At 72.0% G+C, this 14,799-nt stretch carries 12 protein-coding genes; 7 read left to right on the top strand and 5 right to left on the bottom strand.

The genetic code is table 11. The features are described from left to right. Positions 1 to 16 precede the first annotated feature (16 nt). Positions 17 to 1,204 carry a damage-control phosphatase ARMT1 family protein gene (locus JOL79_RS19170; protein ID WP_210157219.1) on the top strand — a complete coding sequence of 396 codons (1,188 nt, stop codon included), beginning with the start codon at positions 17 to 19 and terminating at the stop codon, positions 1,202 to 1,204. A gap of 22 nt (positions 1,205 to 1,226) precedes the next feature. Here the strand turns inward: JOL79_RS19170 and JOL79_RS19165 are convergent, their stop codons facing one another. The 5 genes from JOL79_RS19165 to JOL79_RS19145 form a co-directional block, all read right to left on the bottom strand. Further along, positions 1,227 to 1,976: an HAD family hydrolase gene (locus JOL79_RS19165; protein WP_210157218.1), complete on the bottom strand. Its 750-nt coding sequence runs from the start codon at positions 1,974 to 1,976 to the stop codon at positions 1,227 to 1,229. A gap of 45 nt (positions 1,977 to 2,021) precedes the next feature. Next, entirely contained in the window at positions 2,022 to 3,005 is a 984-nt protein-coding gene (locus tag JOL79_RS19160) for a glycoside hydrolase family 113 protein (RefSeq protein ID WP_210157217.1), read from the bottom strand. Between the two features lie 25 nt (positions 3,006 to 3,030). Beyond that, positions 3,031 to 3,798, bottom strand: a complete 768-nt coding sequence (locus JOL79_RS19155; protein ID WP_210157216.1) for a VC0807 family protein — start codon at positions 3,796 to 3,798, stop codon at positions 3,031 to 3,033. A gap of 104 nt (positions 3,799 to 3,902) precedes the next feature. After that, positions 3,903 to 4,541: a LysE family translocator gene (locus JOL79_RS19150; protein ID WP_210157215.1), complete on the bottom strand. Its 639-nt coding sequence runs from the start codon at positions 4,539 to 4,541 to the stop codon at positions 3,903 to 3,905. Positions 4,542 to 4,585: 44 nt separating this feature from the next. Beyond that, a complete protein-coding gene (locus JOL79_RS19145) occupies positions 4,586 to 5,497 on the bottom strand; it encodes a LysR family transcriptional regulator (protein WP_210157214.1) in 912 nt (303 codons plus the stop codon). Positions 5,498 to 5,581: 84 nt separating this feature from the next. Here JOL79_RS19145 and JOL79_RS19140 point away from each other — a divergent pair, with 84 nt between their 5' ends. From JOL79_RS19140 to JOL79_RS19115, 6 genes are all read left to right on the top strand, one after another. Then, entirely contained in the window at positions 5,582 to 6,526 is a 945-nt protein-coding gene (locus JOL79_RS19140) for a threonine ammonia-lyase (RefSeq protein WP_210157213.1), read from the top strand. A 447-nt stretch (positions 6,527 to 6,973) separates the two neighbouring features. After that, complete coding sequence (locus JOL79_RS19135) at positions 6,974 to 9,493, top strand: glycoside hydrolase family 97 catalytic domain-containing protein (RefSeq protein WP_210157212.1); 2,520 nt, start codon at positions 6,974 to 6,976, stop codon at positions 9,491 to 9,493. A 48-nt stretch (positions 9,494 to 9,541) separates the two neighbouring features. Continuing rightward, a complete protein-coding gene (locus tag JOL79_RS19130; RefSeq protein ID WP_210157211.1) occupies positions 9,542 to 10,801 on the top strand; it encodes an ABC transporter substrate-binding protein in 1,260 nt (419 codons plus the stop codon). Beyond that, positions 10,798 to 11,727 carry a carbohydrate ABC transporter permease gene (locus JOL79_RS19125; protein ID WP_210157210.1) on the top strand — a complete coding sequence of 310 codons (930 nt, stop codon included), beginning with the start codon at positions 10,798 to 10,800 and terminating at the stop codon, positions 11,725 to 11,727. The genes JOL79_RS19130 and JOL79_RS19125 overlap by 4 nt, the downstream gene beginning before the upstream one ends. Next, a complete protein-coding gene (locus JOL79_RS19120) occupies positions 11,720 to 12,583 on the top strand; it encodes a carbohydrate ABC transporter permease (RefSeq protein WP_210157209.1) in 864 nt (287 codons plus the stop codon). The genes JOL79_RS19125 and JOL79_RS19120 overlap by 8 nt, the downstream gene beginning before the upstream one ends. Positions 12,584 to 12,588: 5 nt before the next feature. After that, positions 12,589 to 14,787 (top strand): alpha-galactosidase, encoded by a 2,199-nt coding sequence (locus JOL79_RS19115; RefSeq protein WP_307848611.1) that lies wholly within the window; start codon positions 12,589 to 12,591, stop codon positions 14,785 to 14,787. Positions 14,788 to 14,799: the final 12 nt, after the last annotated feature.

Here is a 14,799-nt window from a genome sequence, read left to right as displayed (position 1 = left end):
GGGAGGATGTCCGGAAATGAGCCACGCGTACGGCGACACGGAGCCGCAGGCGCCGCCGATCCTGGGCAACGTGCCGGGCTCGTACGCGCTGACGGTGTTCCGCGACCGGCACCCCGTCCTGATCGAGCAGGTCAGGCAGGCCCTGCCCTGGACGCCCGACCGGCACGGCGCGCTGGACCGGCTGCTGGACGAGGTCGTGTGCGACGTCATGAAGCCGCTCGACCCGTCGGAGCACGACCACGCCGCGTGGGCCGAGTGGGGCCGGGGCAGGCTCGGCGGCCGGTACGTCGACGCGCCGTTCCTGTGGGCCGAGAGCTACTTCTACCGCAAGCTGCTCGACGCCACCGGCTACTTCGGCGACGGCCCGTGGCGCGGGGTGGACCCGTTCGGGCCGATGAAGCAGGCCGAGCTGGCCGGTTCCGTGGTCGACGGCGAGCTGGCGGCCCTCGACGAAACGGCCGCGCTGCCCGCCGCGGAGCGGGCCGCGGCGCTCCTGCTGGGCTCCCTGTGGGGCAACCGCGCGGACCTGTCGTTCGCGGTCACCCTGACGGACGACGACCACGACGAGCGCGCCGACGGCCTCGTCGTCGACGACACCGAGCTGCTCTGGTCGCTGCTGCGCGGCCGGCCGCCGGGAACGGTCGTCATCGTGGCCGACAACGCGGGCCGGGAACTGCTGCCCGACCTGCTGCTCGCCGACCACCTCCTCGCCGAGGGCCTGGCGGAGCGGGCGGTGCTGCACGTCAAGCCGCAGCCCTACTTCGTGTCGGACGCCACGCCGGCCGACGTCGCGGCGGGCCTGCGGCGGCTGGCCGACGCCCCGGGCGAGGCGGGCAAGGCCGGCGGCCGGCTGTGGGCCGCGACGGGCTCGGGGCGTCTCGCGCTGCGTGCCCATCCGTTCGCGTGCGCCCCGCTGCCGTACCGCGACATGCCGGACGACCTGCGTGCCGAGTTCGCCGCGGCGTCCCTCACCATCACCAAGGGCGACCTGAACTACCGGAGGCTCGTCGGCGACCTGATGTGGCCGGCCTTGACTCCGTTCGCCGAGGTCACCGGCTATTTCCCCGGACCCCTGGTGGCGCTGCGCACGCTGAAGTCGGACGCGCTCGTCGGTGTGCCCGAGCCTGTTCTCGCGGCCCTCGACGCGGCCGGCCGCCCCTGGCGTACGACCGGCACCCACGCCATGATCCAGGGACGGCCTTGATCACGGCGGGTCAGCCGTCGCCTCAGGGCCCCAGCAGGTCGGCGGCGAGCTCGTCGAGGCTCCGGATGACGGTGATCCCGTCGATCCCCGCGATCTCGTCGAGCCCGTCGAGCCCGTCGATCACGCCGAGCGCCGTCCGGTCGATCCAGTAGGGCCGCAGCCCCGCCGCCAGCGCGCCGAGCGCGTCCACGTCGAGCCGGTCGCCGACGTACGCCACCTGATGGGGCGGCAGCCCGAGCAGGGCGCAGCCGGTCAGGAAGATGCCGGGCTCGGGCTTGGGCACGCCGTGCTCGATCGAGCAGACGATCGCCTCGCCGAAATGGCCGAGCAGCCCCACCGTCCGCAGCTTGCGCCGCTGGTGGGCGAGCGAGGAGTTCGACACGACGCCGAGCCGGAAGCGCGTGCCGAGCTTCCGCAGAACGGGCTCGGCGTCCGGGAACGCCGCCCACGCCGCCTCACGGAACCCCACATACCTGGCGAACCAGGCGGCCGCCTCCGCGTCGGACAGCCCTCCCTCGGGCAGCCGCCCGATGTGCGTGAGAAAACGCCTGGTCCGGACGAGCTGCTGCTCCTCGAACGTCATCTCGCCGGCCAGGCATCGGGTGTACTCCTCGTCCATGATCTGCCGCCAGATCACGACCGCGTCGTCCGGCGTGGGGAACCACTCCAGCAGTCCCTCGGCCGCCAGATGGCCGACCAGGCCGGTCCGCTCGGAGGCCGAGTAGTCGAAGATCGTGTCATCGATGTCGAACAGCACCCCGCGGATCGTCACCGTCCCACTGTGCCATCCCGGCGGAGCACCGGGTCCGCCGGCCTGTCAGGCGTAGGCCTCCGCGAGCGCGTGGAAGACTTTCTTCGGCTCCTGCCGGCCGTCCTTCCCGATCCGCACGACGCCGTACGAGGCCATGTCGAGGTCGAACCGCGCGTCCGGGTCGTGGGGGAGGCCGAACCCGGCGAAGGTGAACCAGAAGGCGGCGTCCACCCCCTCCTCGTCGAACACGGCGAGCGACTCGCGCAGGTAGCGCACCTGCTCGTCCTCGTCGCGGACGTAGTCGCCGTTCAGCCGCGGCCGGTCGGCGGCCCAGTCGACGATCGTCCAGGCCAGCCCGCCACGTGTGCCCGCCCCTGTGTAGGCGCACGTGCCGAACTCGGTGACCGCGAGCGGCTTGCCGTGCCTCGTCCGCGACCGCAGCTCATCGCCGTAGGTGGCGGCATTGCGCTCGTCGCGGTACGCGTCCACCGACACGATGTCGAACGGACTCCAGTCGATCTCCTCCCACTCCCCGGAGGCGTACGTCACCGGCCCGCCGAACACCCCGCGGACCGCGCCGGAGGTCTCGGCGAGGAAGGCGTTGAGCCGGGCCGGGAGGTCGGCGAGCTTGGCGTACACCTCCGGATTCCCCGACAGGGCCGCCTCGATCCGGTCGAAGGACGTCTCGCCCGGGATGAACCCGGAGGCGAACAGGCTCATCTCGCAGCCGGTGACCAGCACCACGTCGGCGCCGTCACGACGGATCGCCTCCGCGCGCTCGGCGCAGTCGGCGAAGAACGGGAGCAGCTCGGCGGGGGTCATCTCGCAGGGGAACGGCGCGAACCACACCTCAAGTCCCGCGTCGGCGGCGTGCCGGGCCGCCACGGCGATCCTCCCGGGGTCGCCGCCGGTGATCCGTACCGCGGTGCAGCGCAGGTCGCCGGCGATGACCCGCATCTCGCGCCGCACCGCGTCCGGGTCGAACTCCTCCCGGGTGTTCCGGCCGCCGGGGAAGAACCCGGTGTCGTAGTTGATGCCCTTCGCGCGCATGTGCCTTCCTTTCCGGCCGGCGGTCTCAGCGGCGCTCGGCCCTCATCATGGCCAGGATCGGGTTGACCGCGAATCCGCTCACGACGAGCCCGAACGCGGTCGCGACAACGAGGATCACCGTCGACATCCACACCATGGTGGACACCGGCAGGACGTAGGCGAGGACGATCCGGGCGCAGCACTCCACCGTCAGGGTCACCCCCCAGATGCCGGTGTGGAGCCGCGTCATCCGCAGGAAGCGCGAAGACTCGGCGGACAACCGGTCCCAGGCGTCCTCCCGCGCGGGGTTCCCCCTGGTGATCCAGAGTCGCAGCGCCGTTCCCATGAGGGGACGCGCGGTGAACGCGGAGCCGAGCATGCCCAGGCCGACGATGCACGTCAGGGCGGAGTCCTTGGCGATCATCATGCGGGCGTCGCCGGTGACGAAGCTGAGCGCGATGCTGAGGACGTTGACCGCCAGCACCAGTCCGGCAAGTCCGTTGACGCGACGGTTCCAGACCAGTTCCGTCACCGTGCGGACCGCCGGGACGAGCGAGGTGAGGGCCAGGGCGAGCACCTCGCTCAGCCCCAGGGCGCCGTGCAGGAGGTAGTAGCCGCCGATCGGCAGGGCGATGTCGACCGCCAGCGCCGCCAGCGTGCGGCCCGGCCCGCCGCCCGTCCGGACGGCCCGCGGAGTGGCCGGGGAAGCGGCCGGGGGAGCGGCCGGGGGAGCGGCCGGGGGAGCGGACAAAGGAGCGGTGGCGGAGGAGGAGGTGGTGGTCGTGGTGCTGTCGGCGGTGGCTGCCTGCGCCATCGGGGGACCTCCTGAACGGACTCGGCGATGTGTCCAGACTCCCCGAGACCCCGGCGATCGGGTAAGGATCAGGCATCCTGTTCTCGCCGGTACAAATGTCATGCCTAGAGCTTCTTGGCCCCCTCGGTGGTGAGGGCGGCCACGGCGCCCAGGCCGAGGTAGACCACGCCGCTGCCCACGTCGAGCCGCCTGCGGACCCGGGCCGACGAGCGCATCCAGCCGGCCAGCGCCGAGGACAGCAGGGCGTAGGAGCCGTCGCTGGCCATTCCGAGGATCACCCAGATCAGGCCGAGCAGCACGATCTGCGGCGCGAGCGGGCCCCTGGACGGGTCGGTGAACTGCGGCAGGAACGCCAGAAAGAAGATCGCGGTCTTCGGGTTGAGCACGTTGACGACGAAGCCCTCGCCGAACAGCCGGGCGGACGAGGCCCGGCTGATCTCGGCCGGCTCCGCCTCCTGCCTGGTCATGAGCTTGCGGACGCCGAGGTAGACGAGATAGGCCGCGCCCAGATACTTGACCAGGGCGAACGCGGTGGCCGACGCGGCGAGCAGCGCGCTGACACCGAGGGCGGCCGCCGCGATGTGGACGAGTGACCCGGTGTGCACGCCGAGGACCGATACGAGCCCGGCCGTACGGCCCTGGGCGACGCTGCGGGTGACGATGTAGATCACGGCGGGCCCGGGGACCAGCAGGAGCGCGAGTGTGGCGATCGCGAACAGCGCGAGACTCGTGGGTGAGGGCATGCCGCGATGGTACGAACGCGTCCGGTCGTCGCGCCACGCGGTTTTCACCGCCCGGCCGCGGGCCGCCGGACGACGTCGGGAGACCCGGCCACGAGGGCGGCGACCAGGGCGGCGGTGGGGGGCGGGTCGGGTGGCTCGCCGTACGTCGCGGCGAAGACCCGCCGCGTCGATCCCGGCACCTCCGTCACCCGGAGGCCGGGACGCAGATGGGCCGACAACGCCAGCCCCGGGAGGAAGGCCACGCCGAGGCCGGCGGCCACCATCGCCTGCACGGCCACGTAGTCGTCGGTCGTGAACGAGATCCGCGGCGTGAAGCCCACCTCGGCGCACACGTGGAGCAGGTGAATGCGGCACCGTTCGCAGCCCGCGATCCACCGTGACGACGTGTGCCCGGCGAGCCCCGCTCTGTCCTCCTGCGCGGGCCCGTCGGCGGGCGTGACGAGATAGCCGGGATCGTCCAGCAGCGCGGTCATCCGGACGCCATCCTCTTCGGGGCCGGTCTCGCCGTACGAGAACACGACGGCCACGTCCACCTCGCCGTCGCGCAGCATGCGCAGGGCCTCGGGCGGCTCCGCCTCGGCGAGCCGCAGGTCGAGCCCGGGGTGCGCGGCGGCGAGCCGCACGGCCGCGGTGGGCACGAAGGTGCCGAGGGCCGACGGGAACGCCGCGAGCCGCACCCGTCCCGCCCGCAGCCCGGCGTGCGCGGCGAGCTCCGCGGCGGCGGAGTCGAGCCGGCCCATGATCTCGGCCGCGCGCTCGGCGAGCAGGAGCCCGGCGTCGGTCAGCCGGATGCCCCGGCCGGCCCGCTGGACCAGCTTGGCGCCCGTCTCCGCCTCCAGCCGGGCCAGGTGATGGCTGACCGACGGCTGGGAGTAGTGCAGTTCCCGCGCCGCCGCGGTCACCGAACCGGTGCGCGCCACCGCGACCAGCACGCGCAGCCGTCCCACATCCAGCATGTCCGCAATTTATCAATCACGTCTATGGGTTGACGAGCGAAGTTGAGTTGGACTTATGGGCCGGGCGGAAGCAGGCTGAACGGCATGACGGACATGCGTGACGTGCTTGAGGCCCGGCGGCTGCTGGCCTCCCACCTTCCCGAGACGCCCATGTGGTCCTATCCGGTGCTGAACGCCGTCGTCGGGGCGCGGGTGCACGTGAAGCACGAGAACGTCCAGCCCACCGGGGCGTTCAAGGTCCGCGGCGGGATCACCCTGCTGGCCCGCATGCCCGATCGCGAGCGCGGCGTCGTCGGATACTCGACCGGCAACCACGCCCAGTCGCTGGCGTACGCCGCCCGTCTCTTCGGAGTGCCCTGCTCGATCGTCATGCCCGAGGACCCGAACCCGGCCAAGGTCGCCGCCGTCGAGGCGCTCGGCGCCGAGGTCGTCATCGCGGGCGCCCACCTGGGCGAGTGCGCCGGCCACGCCCGCGAGCTGGCCGAGCGGCGGGACATGCGGCTGGTCAGCCCGGCCGACGAGCCGGAGATCATCGCCGGGGTGGCCACGCTCTACGCCGAGATCCTCGCGGCCAGGCCCGGCATCGAGGCGGTGTTCGTGCCCATCGGGAGCGGCAGCGGGGCCATGGCCGCCTGCCTGGTGGCCCGCGCGATCGCGCCGTCGTGCCGGGTGATCGGCGTCCAGTCGGCCCAGGCGCCCGCCGCGTACGACTCGTGGCGGCTCGGCGAGTTGGTGACCCGGCCGGTGAAGACCGTGGTGGACGGCCTGGCGACCGGGGCGGGGTTCGCGTCCACGCAGGCGGTGCTCCGCGGCGGTCTCGACGACTTCACGCTGGTGGACGACGACGAGATCCTCCGCGCCCAGCGGATCCTGCTGACCGAGGCGCACACCCTGGCCGAGGGGGCGGGCGCCGCCGCCCTGGCCGCCCTGCTGGCCCGCCGCTCGGAGTTCGCCGGGCGCGAGGTCGCCGTCGTCTGCACCGGCGGCAACGCGGGCCCGGCCGAGCTCGACCGGCTCCTGGCCGCCTGAGCGGGCCTGGGCAGGCGTTCGGCACACACCCTCCCCGACCACGACGGCGACGTGCCGTCATCGCCGCATCGGCGGCCCCTGGAACCGGCTGGGAAGACTCCGACGATAGTCGGATCGTCCAGCCGGTTCGCCGGTTCCACCATTCCTGTCACCTCCGAGCTGGGCTCATAGTTACTTCACGCGAGCGGTCGCGTCTCAGTGAAGTCCATTCCTCTCCCCAGCCGGAGGCCAGATGTCGCACGGTTCAGGGCGACGACGACTCCCGCCCACCCCGTCGGTGATCACCGAGACCCGGGTGGCGGATTCCGGCACGGCACCGCCTGCCCCTGTCGTCGAAATGTCACTGCGAAAGCCCATATGGCCACTTATGGTCTGGCCGATACCGTCATCGATATGTGGCGGTCGCTCGCCACACACGCATGCCCGCCGCACCCGATGGAGAACCAGGTGACCGACGAAGCAGCTTCCGGGCCGGTGACGGCCGAGGGCGCGGTGAGCGCCTGGATCCGGAACGCGGACAACGGTGTCTCGCTCACCGTCACCTGGAACGGGACGCGCGTGCTCGACGAAGTGCCGCTCGGCTTCGTGGCCGGCGGCACGGAGTTCGGCGCCGATTCCGAGCTCGTACGGGTCGCGGAGCACACGGTCCGCGACCGCTTCCGCGCCCACTCGGGCAAGGCCGTGGGCGAGCACGGTTACGAGCACCGCGAGGTCGTCCACGCCTTCCGGGAGGCCGGCGGCGCCGAGTGGCAGGTCATCATGCGGGTCGCCCGCGACGGAGTCGCGATCCGCTACGCGTTGCCCGCGCTGGACGGCACCGTCCGCGTGACCGGTGACCGCACCGCCGTCACCCTGCCCGCCGGGTCGAGGAGCTGGGTGCTCGACTACCAGACCTGGTACGAGACGCCCCGCTACGGAGCGGGAACGGCCGAACTGTCCGCCGGCGCGTACGGGCTTCCCCTCCTCACCCGGCTCGACGCGGAGCGGCACGTCCTGATCACCGAGTCGGCCATCGACGGGCGGTTCGCCGGGGCGCACCTCCGGGCGGGCGAACCCGATGCGGACGGCGGGCGGACACTGCGGTTCACATTCGCGGACGACGCCGTCGAGGTGGCCCGCGGCCCCGTCACCCCCTGGCGGGTCTTCCTCGTCGGGACCCTGCCGCGGCTGGTGTCCTCGCTGCTCGTCGAGGAGCTGGCGCCGCCCGCCTCGCCCGAGCTGGAGGAGGCGGCCTGGGTCCGCCCGGGGCGCGCGGCGTGGTCATGGTGGTCGGACTTCTACTCGGGCGCGCAACTGGAGAAGCAGAAGCACTTCGTCGACGTCGCCGCCGGCCTCGGCTGGGAGCACCTGCTCATCGACTGCGGATGGGACGAGACGTGGGTGCCGGAGATCGTCGCCTATGCCGGCCGCCGGGGCGTCCAGGTGCATCTGTGGGCCGTCTGGCGTGACCTCAACGGCCCCGAGGCTCTGCGGAAGCTCGCGCTGTGGCGGTCGTGGGGCGTCGCCGGGATCAAGGTCGACTTCATGGAGTCGGAGTCCAAGGACCGCTACCGCTGGTACGACACGATCCTCACCGAGACCGCGCGGCTCGGACTCATGGTGAATTTCCACGGTTCGGTCATCCCGCGCGGCTGGGCGCGCACGTGGCCCCAGGTGATCGGGTACGAGGCGATCCGCGGCGCCGAATACTACGTGTTCTTCGAGAACCAGGCGCTCACCGCCGCGCACAACGTCATCCAGCCGTTCACCCGCAACATCGCCGGGGCGATGGACGCCACGCCGGTCGCCTTCGGCGCCGGGAACCGCACGACCAGCGACGGCCACGAGCTGGGACTCTCGGTGGCGTTCGAATGCGGGATCACCCACTTCGCGGGCCACGTCGACGCCTACACCGCCCGCCCGCCCGCCGCCCGGTTCCTGGCCGAACTGGCCCCGTACTGGGAGGAGACGGTGCTGTTGTCGGGCGACCCCGACAGCCACGCGGTCGTCGCGCGACGGTACGGCGACCGGTGGTTCGTGGGAGGCATCGCCACCGGGCCGGCCAGGACAGTCCACGTGCCGTTCGCCGAGCTCGGCGTGGGACCGGCCGCCCAGGTCTGGATCGTCGGCGACGCGTCACCGGCCGGCGACGAGGTCCCGGCGACGGGGCTCGCGGAGACCACGACGACCGCCGGCCACGGGGTGGACGTCGAGGTCGCCCGCGACGGCGGCTTCGTCGCCATCGTGGCGCCGGCGGACGCCGACCTGTTCCGGTCCGCGGCGCGGCCGGTCCGTCCGGCGCCGGCCGTGCGACCGGCCGTGGCCGAGGTCGGACCGGACGGGGTGGCGTCGCTGACCACCGACGCCGACGCCCGGCTGCGCCTTCCCCCCGGATGGACGGCGCGGCGCGCCGGCGACACCGGATGGGCGGTCCGCCCCGCCCCCTCTCTGCCGCCCGGCCACCTCGGCGTCGTGACCGTCGAGCGGGACGGCGACGGCGTGGTTCCGGTGATCGCGCACGCTCGGGTGGTGCGCCCGCTGGAACCGGGGAGCCACGCGCTGTCCGGCCTGCCGATGCTCGCCTTCGTCAACGACGACGGCCCCGTCGAGCGCGACCAGTCGAACGGCGGCGGCAACCCCGGGGACGGACGGCCCCTGCGCGTCGCGGGTCAGGGATTCGACCGTGGTCTCGGCACGGCGCCCTACTCCGAGGCGCGATTCCATCTCGGCGGGCACGCCACGACGTTCACGGGCGCGGTCGGCGTGGACGACGAGTCGGCCGGCCGGGCGGCGGTCGCCGTCCTGGCCGACGACCGCGAGATATTCACCGCCGTGGTCGAGGCGGGCAAGCCCGTCACCGTCTTCCACCTCGACGTCCGAGGTGCTCAGACCCTCTGCCTGCGGAGCGAGTCGGCGACCCCGGCCGACACCGGTGTGCACGTCGACTGGGTCGACACGACCCTGCACGTCACGCCCCCAATCCGGTAACCCGCGCCGGTCACCGCGACCGGCGCGCAGCACGATCAGAGGAACACCATGAAAAGCAAGTGGACGGCCGCCGCGGCGCTGGCCGCGGCGACGGCACTCCTCACCGCCTGCTCGGGTGGCGGGTCCGGCGCCCCGCCGACGGAGAAGATCACCCTCACCTACGCCAACTGGAGCGAGGATCAGTCTCCGGCGATGGAACAGATCGCGGCGGAGTTCGAGAAGGCCAACCCGAACATCGACATCAAGATCCAGACGCTGCCGTGGACGGAGTACTGGTCGACGCTCCAGGTCGGCGCCGCGGGCGGCACCGCGCCCGACGCGTTCTGGATGCTCGCCGACCACTTCCGCGAGTACGCGAAGGGCGGTCAGCTCATCGACCTGTCCGGCACGGTGAAGGCCGCCGGGATCGACATGAGCGTCTATCCCAAGGCCGTGTCCGACTCCTACACCTACGAGGGCAAGATCTTCGCGCTGCCCAAGGACTTCGACACCAACGGCATCTGGTACAACAAGGCGCTGTTCGACGCCGCCAAGGTCGCCTACCCCGACGACACCTGGACCTGGAAGAACGTGCAGGACGCCGCGAGGAAGCTCACCGACAAGGCCAAGGGCGTGTGGGGCATCGCGGCGCCGATCGACCCGCAGGGCGGCTACTACAACACGATCCTCCAGGCCGGCGGGCAGATCGTCGACTCCCAGGGCACCGCGTCCGACTTCGCGAGCCCGGCCGGCGTCGCCGGTCTGAAGTTCTGGACCGACCTGCAGGCGGCCGGCGTCTCGCCGACGCTGAAGCAGTTGTCGGACACCGAAGCCGTCTCGATGTTCGAGAACCAGAAGGTCGCCATGTACTTCTCCGGCGCCTACTGGGCGCTGCGCTTCCACAAGAACCCCGACCTGCAGGGCAAGATCGACGTCGCGCCGCTGCCCCAGGGCGTGAAGCGCGCCACGGTCACCAGCGGCATCGGCAACGCCGGGTACGCGGGCAGCAAGCACCCTGAGGAGCTGAAGAAGTTCCTGGCCTTCCTCGGCGGCACCCGGGCCGCCGAGATCCAGGCGGCCACCGGCACCGTACTGCCCGCCTACAAGGGCACCCAGGAGCCGTGGCTGAAGGCGATGCCCGAGTTCCACCTGCAGGTCTTCATCGACGCCGTCGACTACAGCGTGCCGCTCCCGGTCGCCGGCAACGCCTCCGAGTGGCAGGGCCTCGCCGCCCAGTACCTCACGCCCGCGTGGAACGGTGAGAAGCCGGTGGAACAGGCGGCCAAGGAATACCAGGACGCGGTGGACAAGGTGCTCGCGGAGAAATGACGTCCCCGACGACTCCGCCCGCGCGGCGGCCGGCCGGCCGCCGCGCGGGCGCCAGCGAACCAAGCGGCTGGTGGGCGGCCGTGTTCGTCGCCCCCGCGGTGCTCGGCCTGGCCGCCCTCTACGTGTGGCCGTTCCTGTCCACCTTCCTGAAGAGCTTCGAGGACGTCCCGGCGTTCGGGCCCGCGACCTTCGTCGGGATGGACAACTACACGGCCCTGCTGCACGACGAGGAGTTCTGGAAGGCGTTCGGCAACTCCGCCCTCTACACCGTGATCATCCTGCTCGGCGTCCCCCTCGCCGTGGTGCTGGCCGCTCTGATCGAGCAGGCCGGCCGGGGCCGTGCGATCTACCGGGTGCTCTTCTTCCTCCCGGTGGTCACCTTGCCGGTCGCCGTCGGCATGGTCTGGCGGTTCGTCTACAACGGCGACTTCGGGCTGCTGAACACCGTGTTGTCGTGGTTCGGCGTGTCCGGGCAGTTCTGGGTGGCCGACCCCCGGTTCACGATCTACGCGTTCGGCGTCGTCGGCCTCTGGATGAGCCTCGGCATCAACATGATCATCTTGGGTGCCGGGTTGCGGGCCATCCCCAAGGACCTCTACGAGGCCTCCGCCCTCGACGGCGCCGGCCGCGTCCGCCAGTTCGTCCACATCACCGTGCCGCTGCTCACCCCGAGCATCTTCTTCGTGACGACCCTCAGCGTGATCGCCGCCCTGCAGATGTTCGACCTGATCTTCGTCATGCTGCGCGGGGTGAACAACACGGCGCTCGCCGACTCGAAGACGATCGTCTACCTCTTCTACGAGAAGGCGTTCGTCCAGTTCCACCAGGGTTACGGCGCCGCGATCGCGATCGTGCTACTCCTCGTGATCATGCTGGCCACGGCCCTGCAGTTCCGGCTCCAACGATCGTGGGTGTTCTATGGCTGAGCCCGCCGCACGTGCCCGACGGCGTCCCGGCCGCCGCGTCGGGCCGGTCACGCGCTGGCCGATCCACGTGCTTCTCATCGTCGCGGCGGTCGTCATGGTGGTGCCGTTCGTCTGGCAGATCCTCACCATGTTCAAGACGACCGCCGAGGCGACCAGGTTTCCGCCGACGGTCCTGCCGGAGACCTTCAGCCCGCACGCGTTCGAGACGTTCTTCTCGACCGTGCCGTTCTGGTCGATGTTCGGCGTCTCGGCGGGCGCTCTGGTGCTGCGGGTCGCCGGCCAGCTGGCGATCGCCTCGCTCGCCGGGTACGCCTTCGCCCGCATCCCCTTCCGGGGGCGTGAGCCGCTGTTCGGCCTGTTCGTCCTCATGCTGATGGTGCCGAGCCAGCTCTTCCTGATCGGCCAGTACGAGCTGATCCGCGGTCTGAAACTGCTGGACACGCTGCCGGCGCTGGCGATTCCCGGCCTGTTCTCCGCGTTCGGCACGTTCCTGATGCGGCAGGCGTTCCGGACGATGCCCAAGGACTACGAGGAGGCCGCGCGGCTGGACGGCGCCAACCCCTTCCAGGTCTTCTGGCACGTCATGCTGCCGATGGCCAGGCCGACGCTCGCCGCGCTCGCCGTGCTGACCGGCCTGTATTCGTGGAACGACCTGCTCTGGCCGCTCATCGTCTCGCCCTCGGGGGAGAACCGGCCGCTGCCGGTCGGGCTGGCGGGCCTGCAGGGGCAGTTCGGCACGGACTACCCGACCCTCATGGCCGGCGCGTTCGTGTGCTCGATCCCGCTCGTGATCGTTTTCCTGGTGCTGCAACGGCAGTTCTTCGCGGGCATCACGAGCAGCGGACTCAAAGGATGACGGGCATGACGGGCATGACGGAGATAACCGTGGACGAATCGGTGACGAACGACGGCCGGCCTGTGCCGGTTCACCTGCGCGCGGGAGGCACCGGCCTCGTCGTCGCCGTCGACGACCGCAGGCTGCCGCGCGTTCTCTACTGGGGACCGGACCTCGGCGCGCTCACCGATGTGGCGCTCGCCGACCTGCGGCGGGCCGCGCTGCCCGCCGTCGGCGACAGCGTGGTCACCTACCCCCAGCCCGTGCCGGTCCTTCCACAGCTCGCGGAGGGCTGGCTCGGACGGCCGGGACTCACCGGCGACGGCGACGGCCGCCGCTGGGCTCCCAGGTTCCGGCACGCGGCGTACCACCTCGACGCCGTCGCGGACGGCGGGCCCGTACTGCGCTGCGCCGCCCGCGACCCGGAGTACGAACTGGCCGCCGAGATCGAGATCCAGGTGCTCGCCGCGAGCGGGCTCGTGCGCCAGCGGATACGCGTACGGAACGACGGCGCCACGCCGTACCGCGTCAACGGCGTGGAGCTCGCCCTGCCCGTGCCGCCGGAGGCCACGGAGATCCTCGACCTGACCGGCCGCTGGGCGCTCGAACGCGTGCCCCAGCGGCGGCCGTTCCACGTGGGGGAGTGGGTGCGGGCCTCGCGCGGCGGCAAGCCCGGGCTCGAACACACGCTGCTGCTGGTCGCCGGAGAGGAGGGGTTCGGGTTCCGGCACGGGCAGGTGTGGGCGACGCATCTGGCTTGGAGCGGCAACCAGGTGCTCACCGCCGAGCGGACCCCGGCGGGCACCCGGCACCTCGCGGCGGGGGAGGCGCTGCTCGCCGAGGAGGTCGTGCTCGGCCAGGGCGAGTCGTACCGGAGCCCGTGGCAGTACGGGTCATGGGGCGTCGGGCTGGACGAGCTCGCCGCACGCTTCCATCGGCACCTGCGGTCGCGGCCGGAACATCCCCGATCGCCCCGCCCCGTCGTGTTGAACACCTGGGAGGCGGTCTACTTCCGGCACGACCTGGACACCTTGACCGCGCTCGCCGAACGCGGCGCGCGGATCGGGGCCGAGCGGTTCGTCCTGGACGACGGCTGGTTCCTGGGCCGGAGAGACGACACCAGCTCGCTGGGCGACTGGACGGTCGACCCCGCCGTATGGCCCGGCGGTCTGGAACCGCTGGTCGCCCGCGTGCGGGAGCTCGGCATGGACTTCGGGCTCTGGTTCGAGCCGGAGATGGTCAACCTCGACTCCGAACTGGCCCGCGCCCACCCGGAATGGATCTTCGCCGCCGGGCACGGACCCGGGCTCCCGTCCCGCTACCAGCATGTCCTCGACCTGGGCCACCCCGGCGCCTACGCTCACGTCTTCGAGCGGATGAGCGCCCTGGTCGGATCGCTCGGCATCGCCTACATCAAGTGGGACCACAACCGGTATCTGCTCGACGCCGGGCACGGCCCCGATGGACGGCCTGGAGTGCGCCGGCAGGTCGAGCAGGTCTACCGGCTGATGGCCGCCCTCAAGGCCGCGCATCCGGGGCTGGAGATCGAGTCGTGCGCCAGCGGCGGCGGGCGTGCCGACCTCGGCGTGCTGGAGTTCGCCGACCGGATCTGGCCGAGCGACTGCAACGACCCGCACGAGCGCCTGGAGATCCAGCGGTGGACCGGCCTCCTGGTGCCCCCTGAGATGCAGGGCACCCACATCGGCGCCGCGGAGTCGCACACGACCCACCGCGTTCATCCGCTCGACTATCGGGCGGAGAAGGCGCTGTGGGGCCACCTGGGCGTCGAGGTCGACCTGCTGACCGCCGACGACGAGACCCTGGCGGGGCTCGCGCGGTGGGTGGCGTTCCACAAGGAGAACCGGGCTCTGCTGCACTCGGGAGAGGTCGTGCACGCCGACCTCGCCGACTCGGCCCTGCGCCTGGAGGGCGTCGTCGCGGCCGACCGGAGTGAGGCGCTCTACGCGTTCAGCGTCGTCGAACGGCCCTCGACGTGGCCTCCCGGGCGTATCCGGCTGCCGGGGCTCGACGACGAGCGCCTCTACGCCGTCCACGCCGTGCATCCCGGGTCGCCGCCCGCGCCGGGCGCGATGCTTCCGCCGTGGCAGCGCGACGGGGTGATCCTGCCGGGACGGGTGCTGCGGCTCGCGGGCGTCGAGGCGCCGTCGCTCGACGTGGACCGGTCGGTGCTGCTGCGCGCCGTCAGCCCGCCGCCGGCCGCGTGACCGGCCGCGTGA

This window comes from Microbispora oryzae (genome assembly GCF_017896165.1).
Classification (GTDB): domain Bacteria; phylum Actinomycetota; class Actinomycetes; order Streptosporangiales; family Streptosporangiaceae; genus Microbispora; species Microbispora oryzae.
The sequence above is the reverse complement of the archived record's forward strand: the minus strand, read 5'-3'. Positions and strand labels throughout refer to the sequence as shown.

Bases quoted from the DNA above. Each gene is read 5' to 3' on its own strand.
- JOL79_RS19145 (WP_210157214.1), bottom strand. From the start codon at position 5,497: ATGCTGGATGTGGGACGGCTGCGCGTGCTGGTCGCGGTGGCGCGCACC.
- JOL79_RS19115 (WP_307848611.1), top strand. From the start codon at position 12,589: ATGACGGGCATGACGGAGATAACCGTGGACGAATCGGTGACGAACGAC.
- JOL79_RS19160 (WP_210157217.1), bottom strand. From the start codon at position 3,005: ATGCGCGCGAAGGGCATCAACTACGACACCGGGTTCTTCCCCGGCGGC.
- JOL79_RS19130 (WP_210157211.1), top strand. From the start codon at position 9,542: ATGAAAAGCAAGTGGACGGCCGCCGCGGCGCTGGCCGCGGCGACGGCA.
- JOL79_RS19140 (WP_210157213.1), top strand. From the start codon at position 5,582: ATGACGGACATGCGTGACGTGCTTGAGGCCCGGCGGCTGCTGGCCTCC.
- JOL79_RS19120 (WP_210157209.1), top strand. From the start codon at position 11,720: ATGGCTGAGCCCGCCGCACGTGCCCGACGGCGTCCCGGCCGCCGCGTC.
- JOL79_RS19155 (WP_210157216.1), bottom strand. From the start codon at position 3,798: ATGGCGCAGGCAGCCACCGCCGACAGCACCACGACCACCACCTCCTCC.
- JOL79_RS19125 (WP_210157210.1), top strand. From the start codon at position 10,798: ATGACGTCCCCGACGACTCCGCCCGCGCGGCGGCCGGCCGGCCGCCGC.
- JOL79_RS19150 (WP_210157215.1), bottom strand. From the start codon at position 4,541: ATGCCCTCACCCACGAGTCTCGCGCTGTTCGCGATCGCCACACTCGCG.
- JOL79_RS19170 (WP_210157219.1), top strand. From the start codon at position 17: ATGAGCCACGCGTACGGCGACACGGAGCCGCAGGCGCCGCCGATCCTG.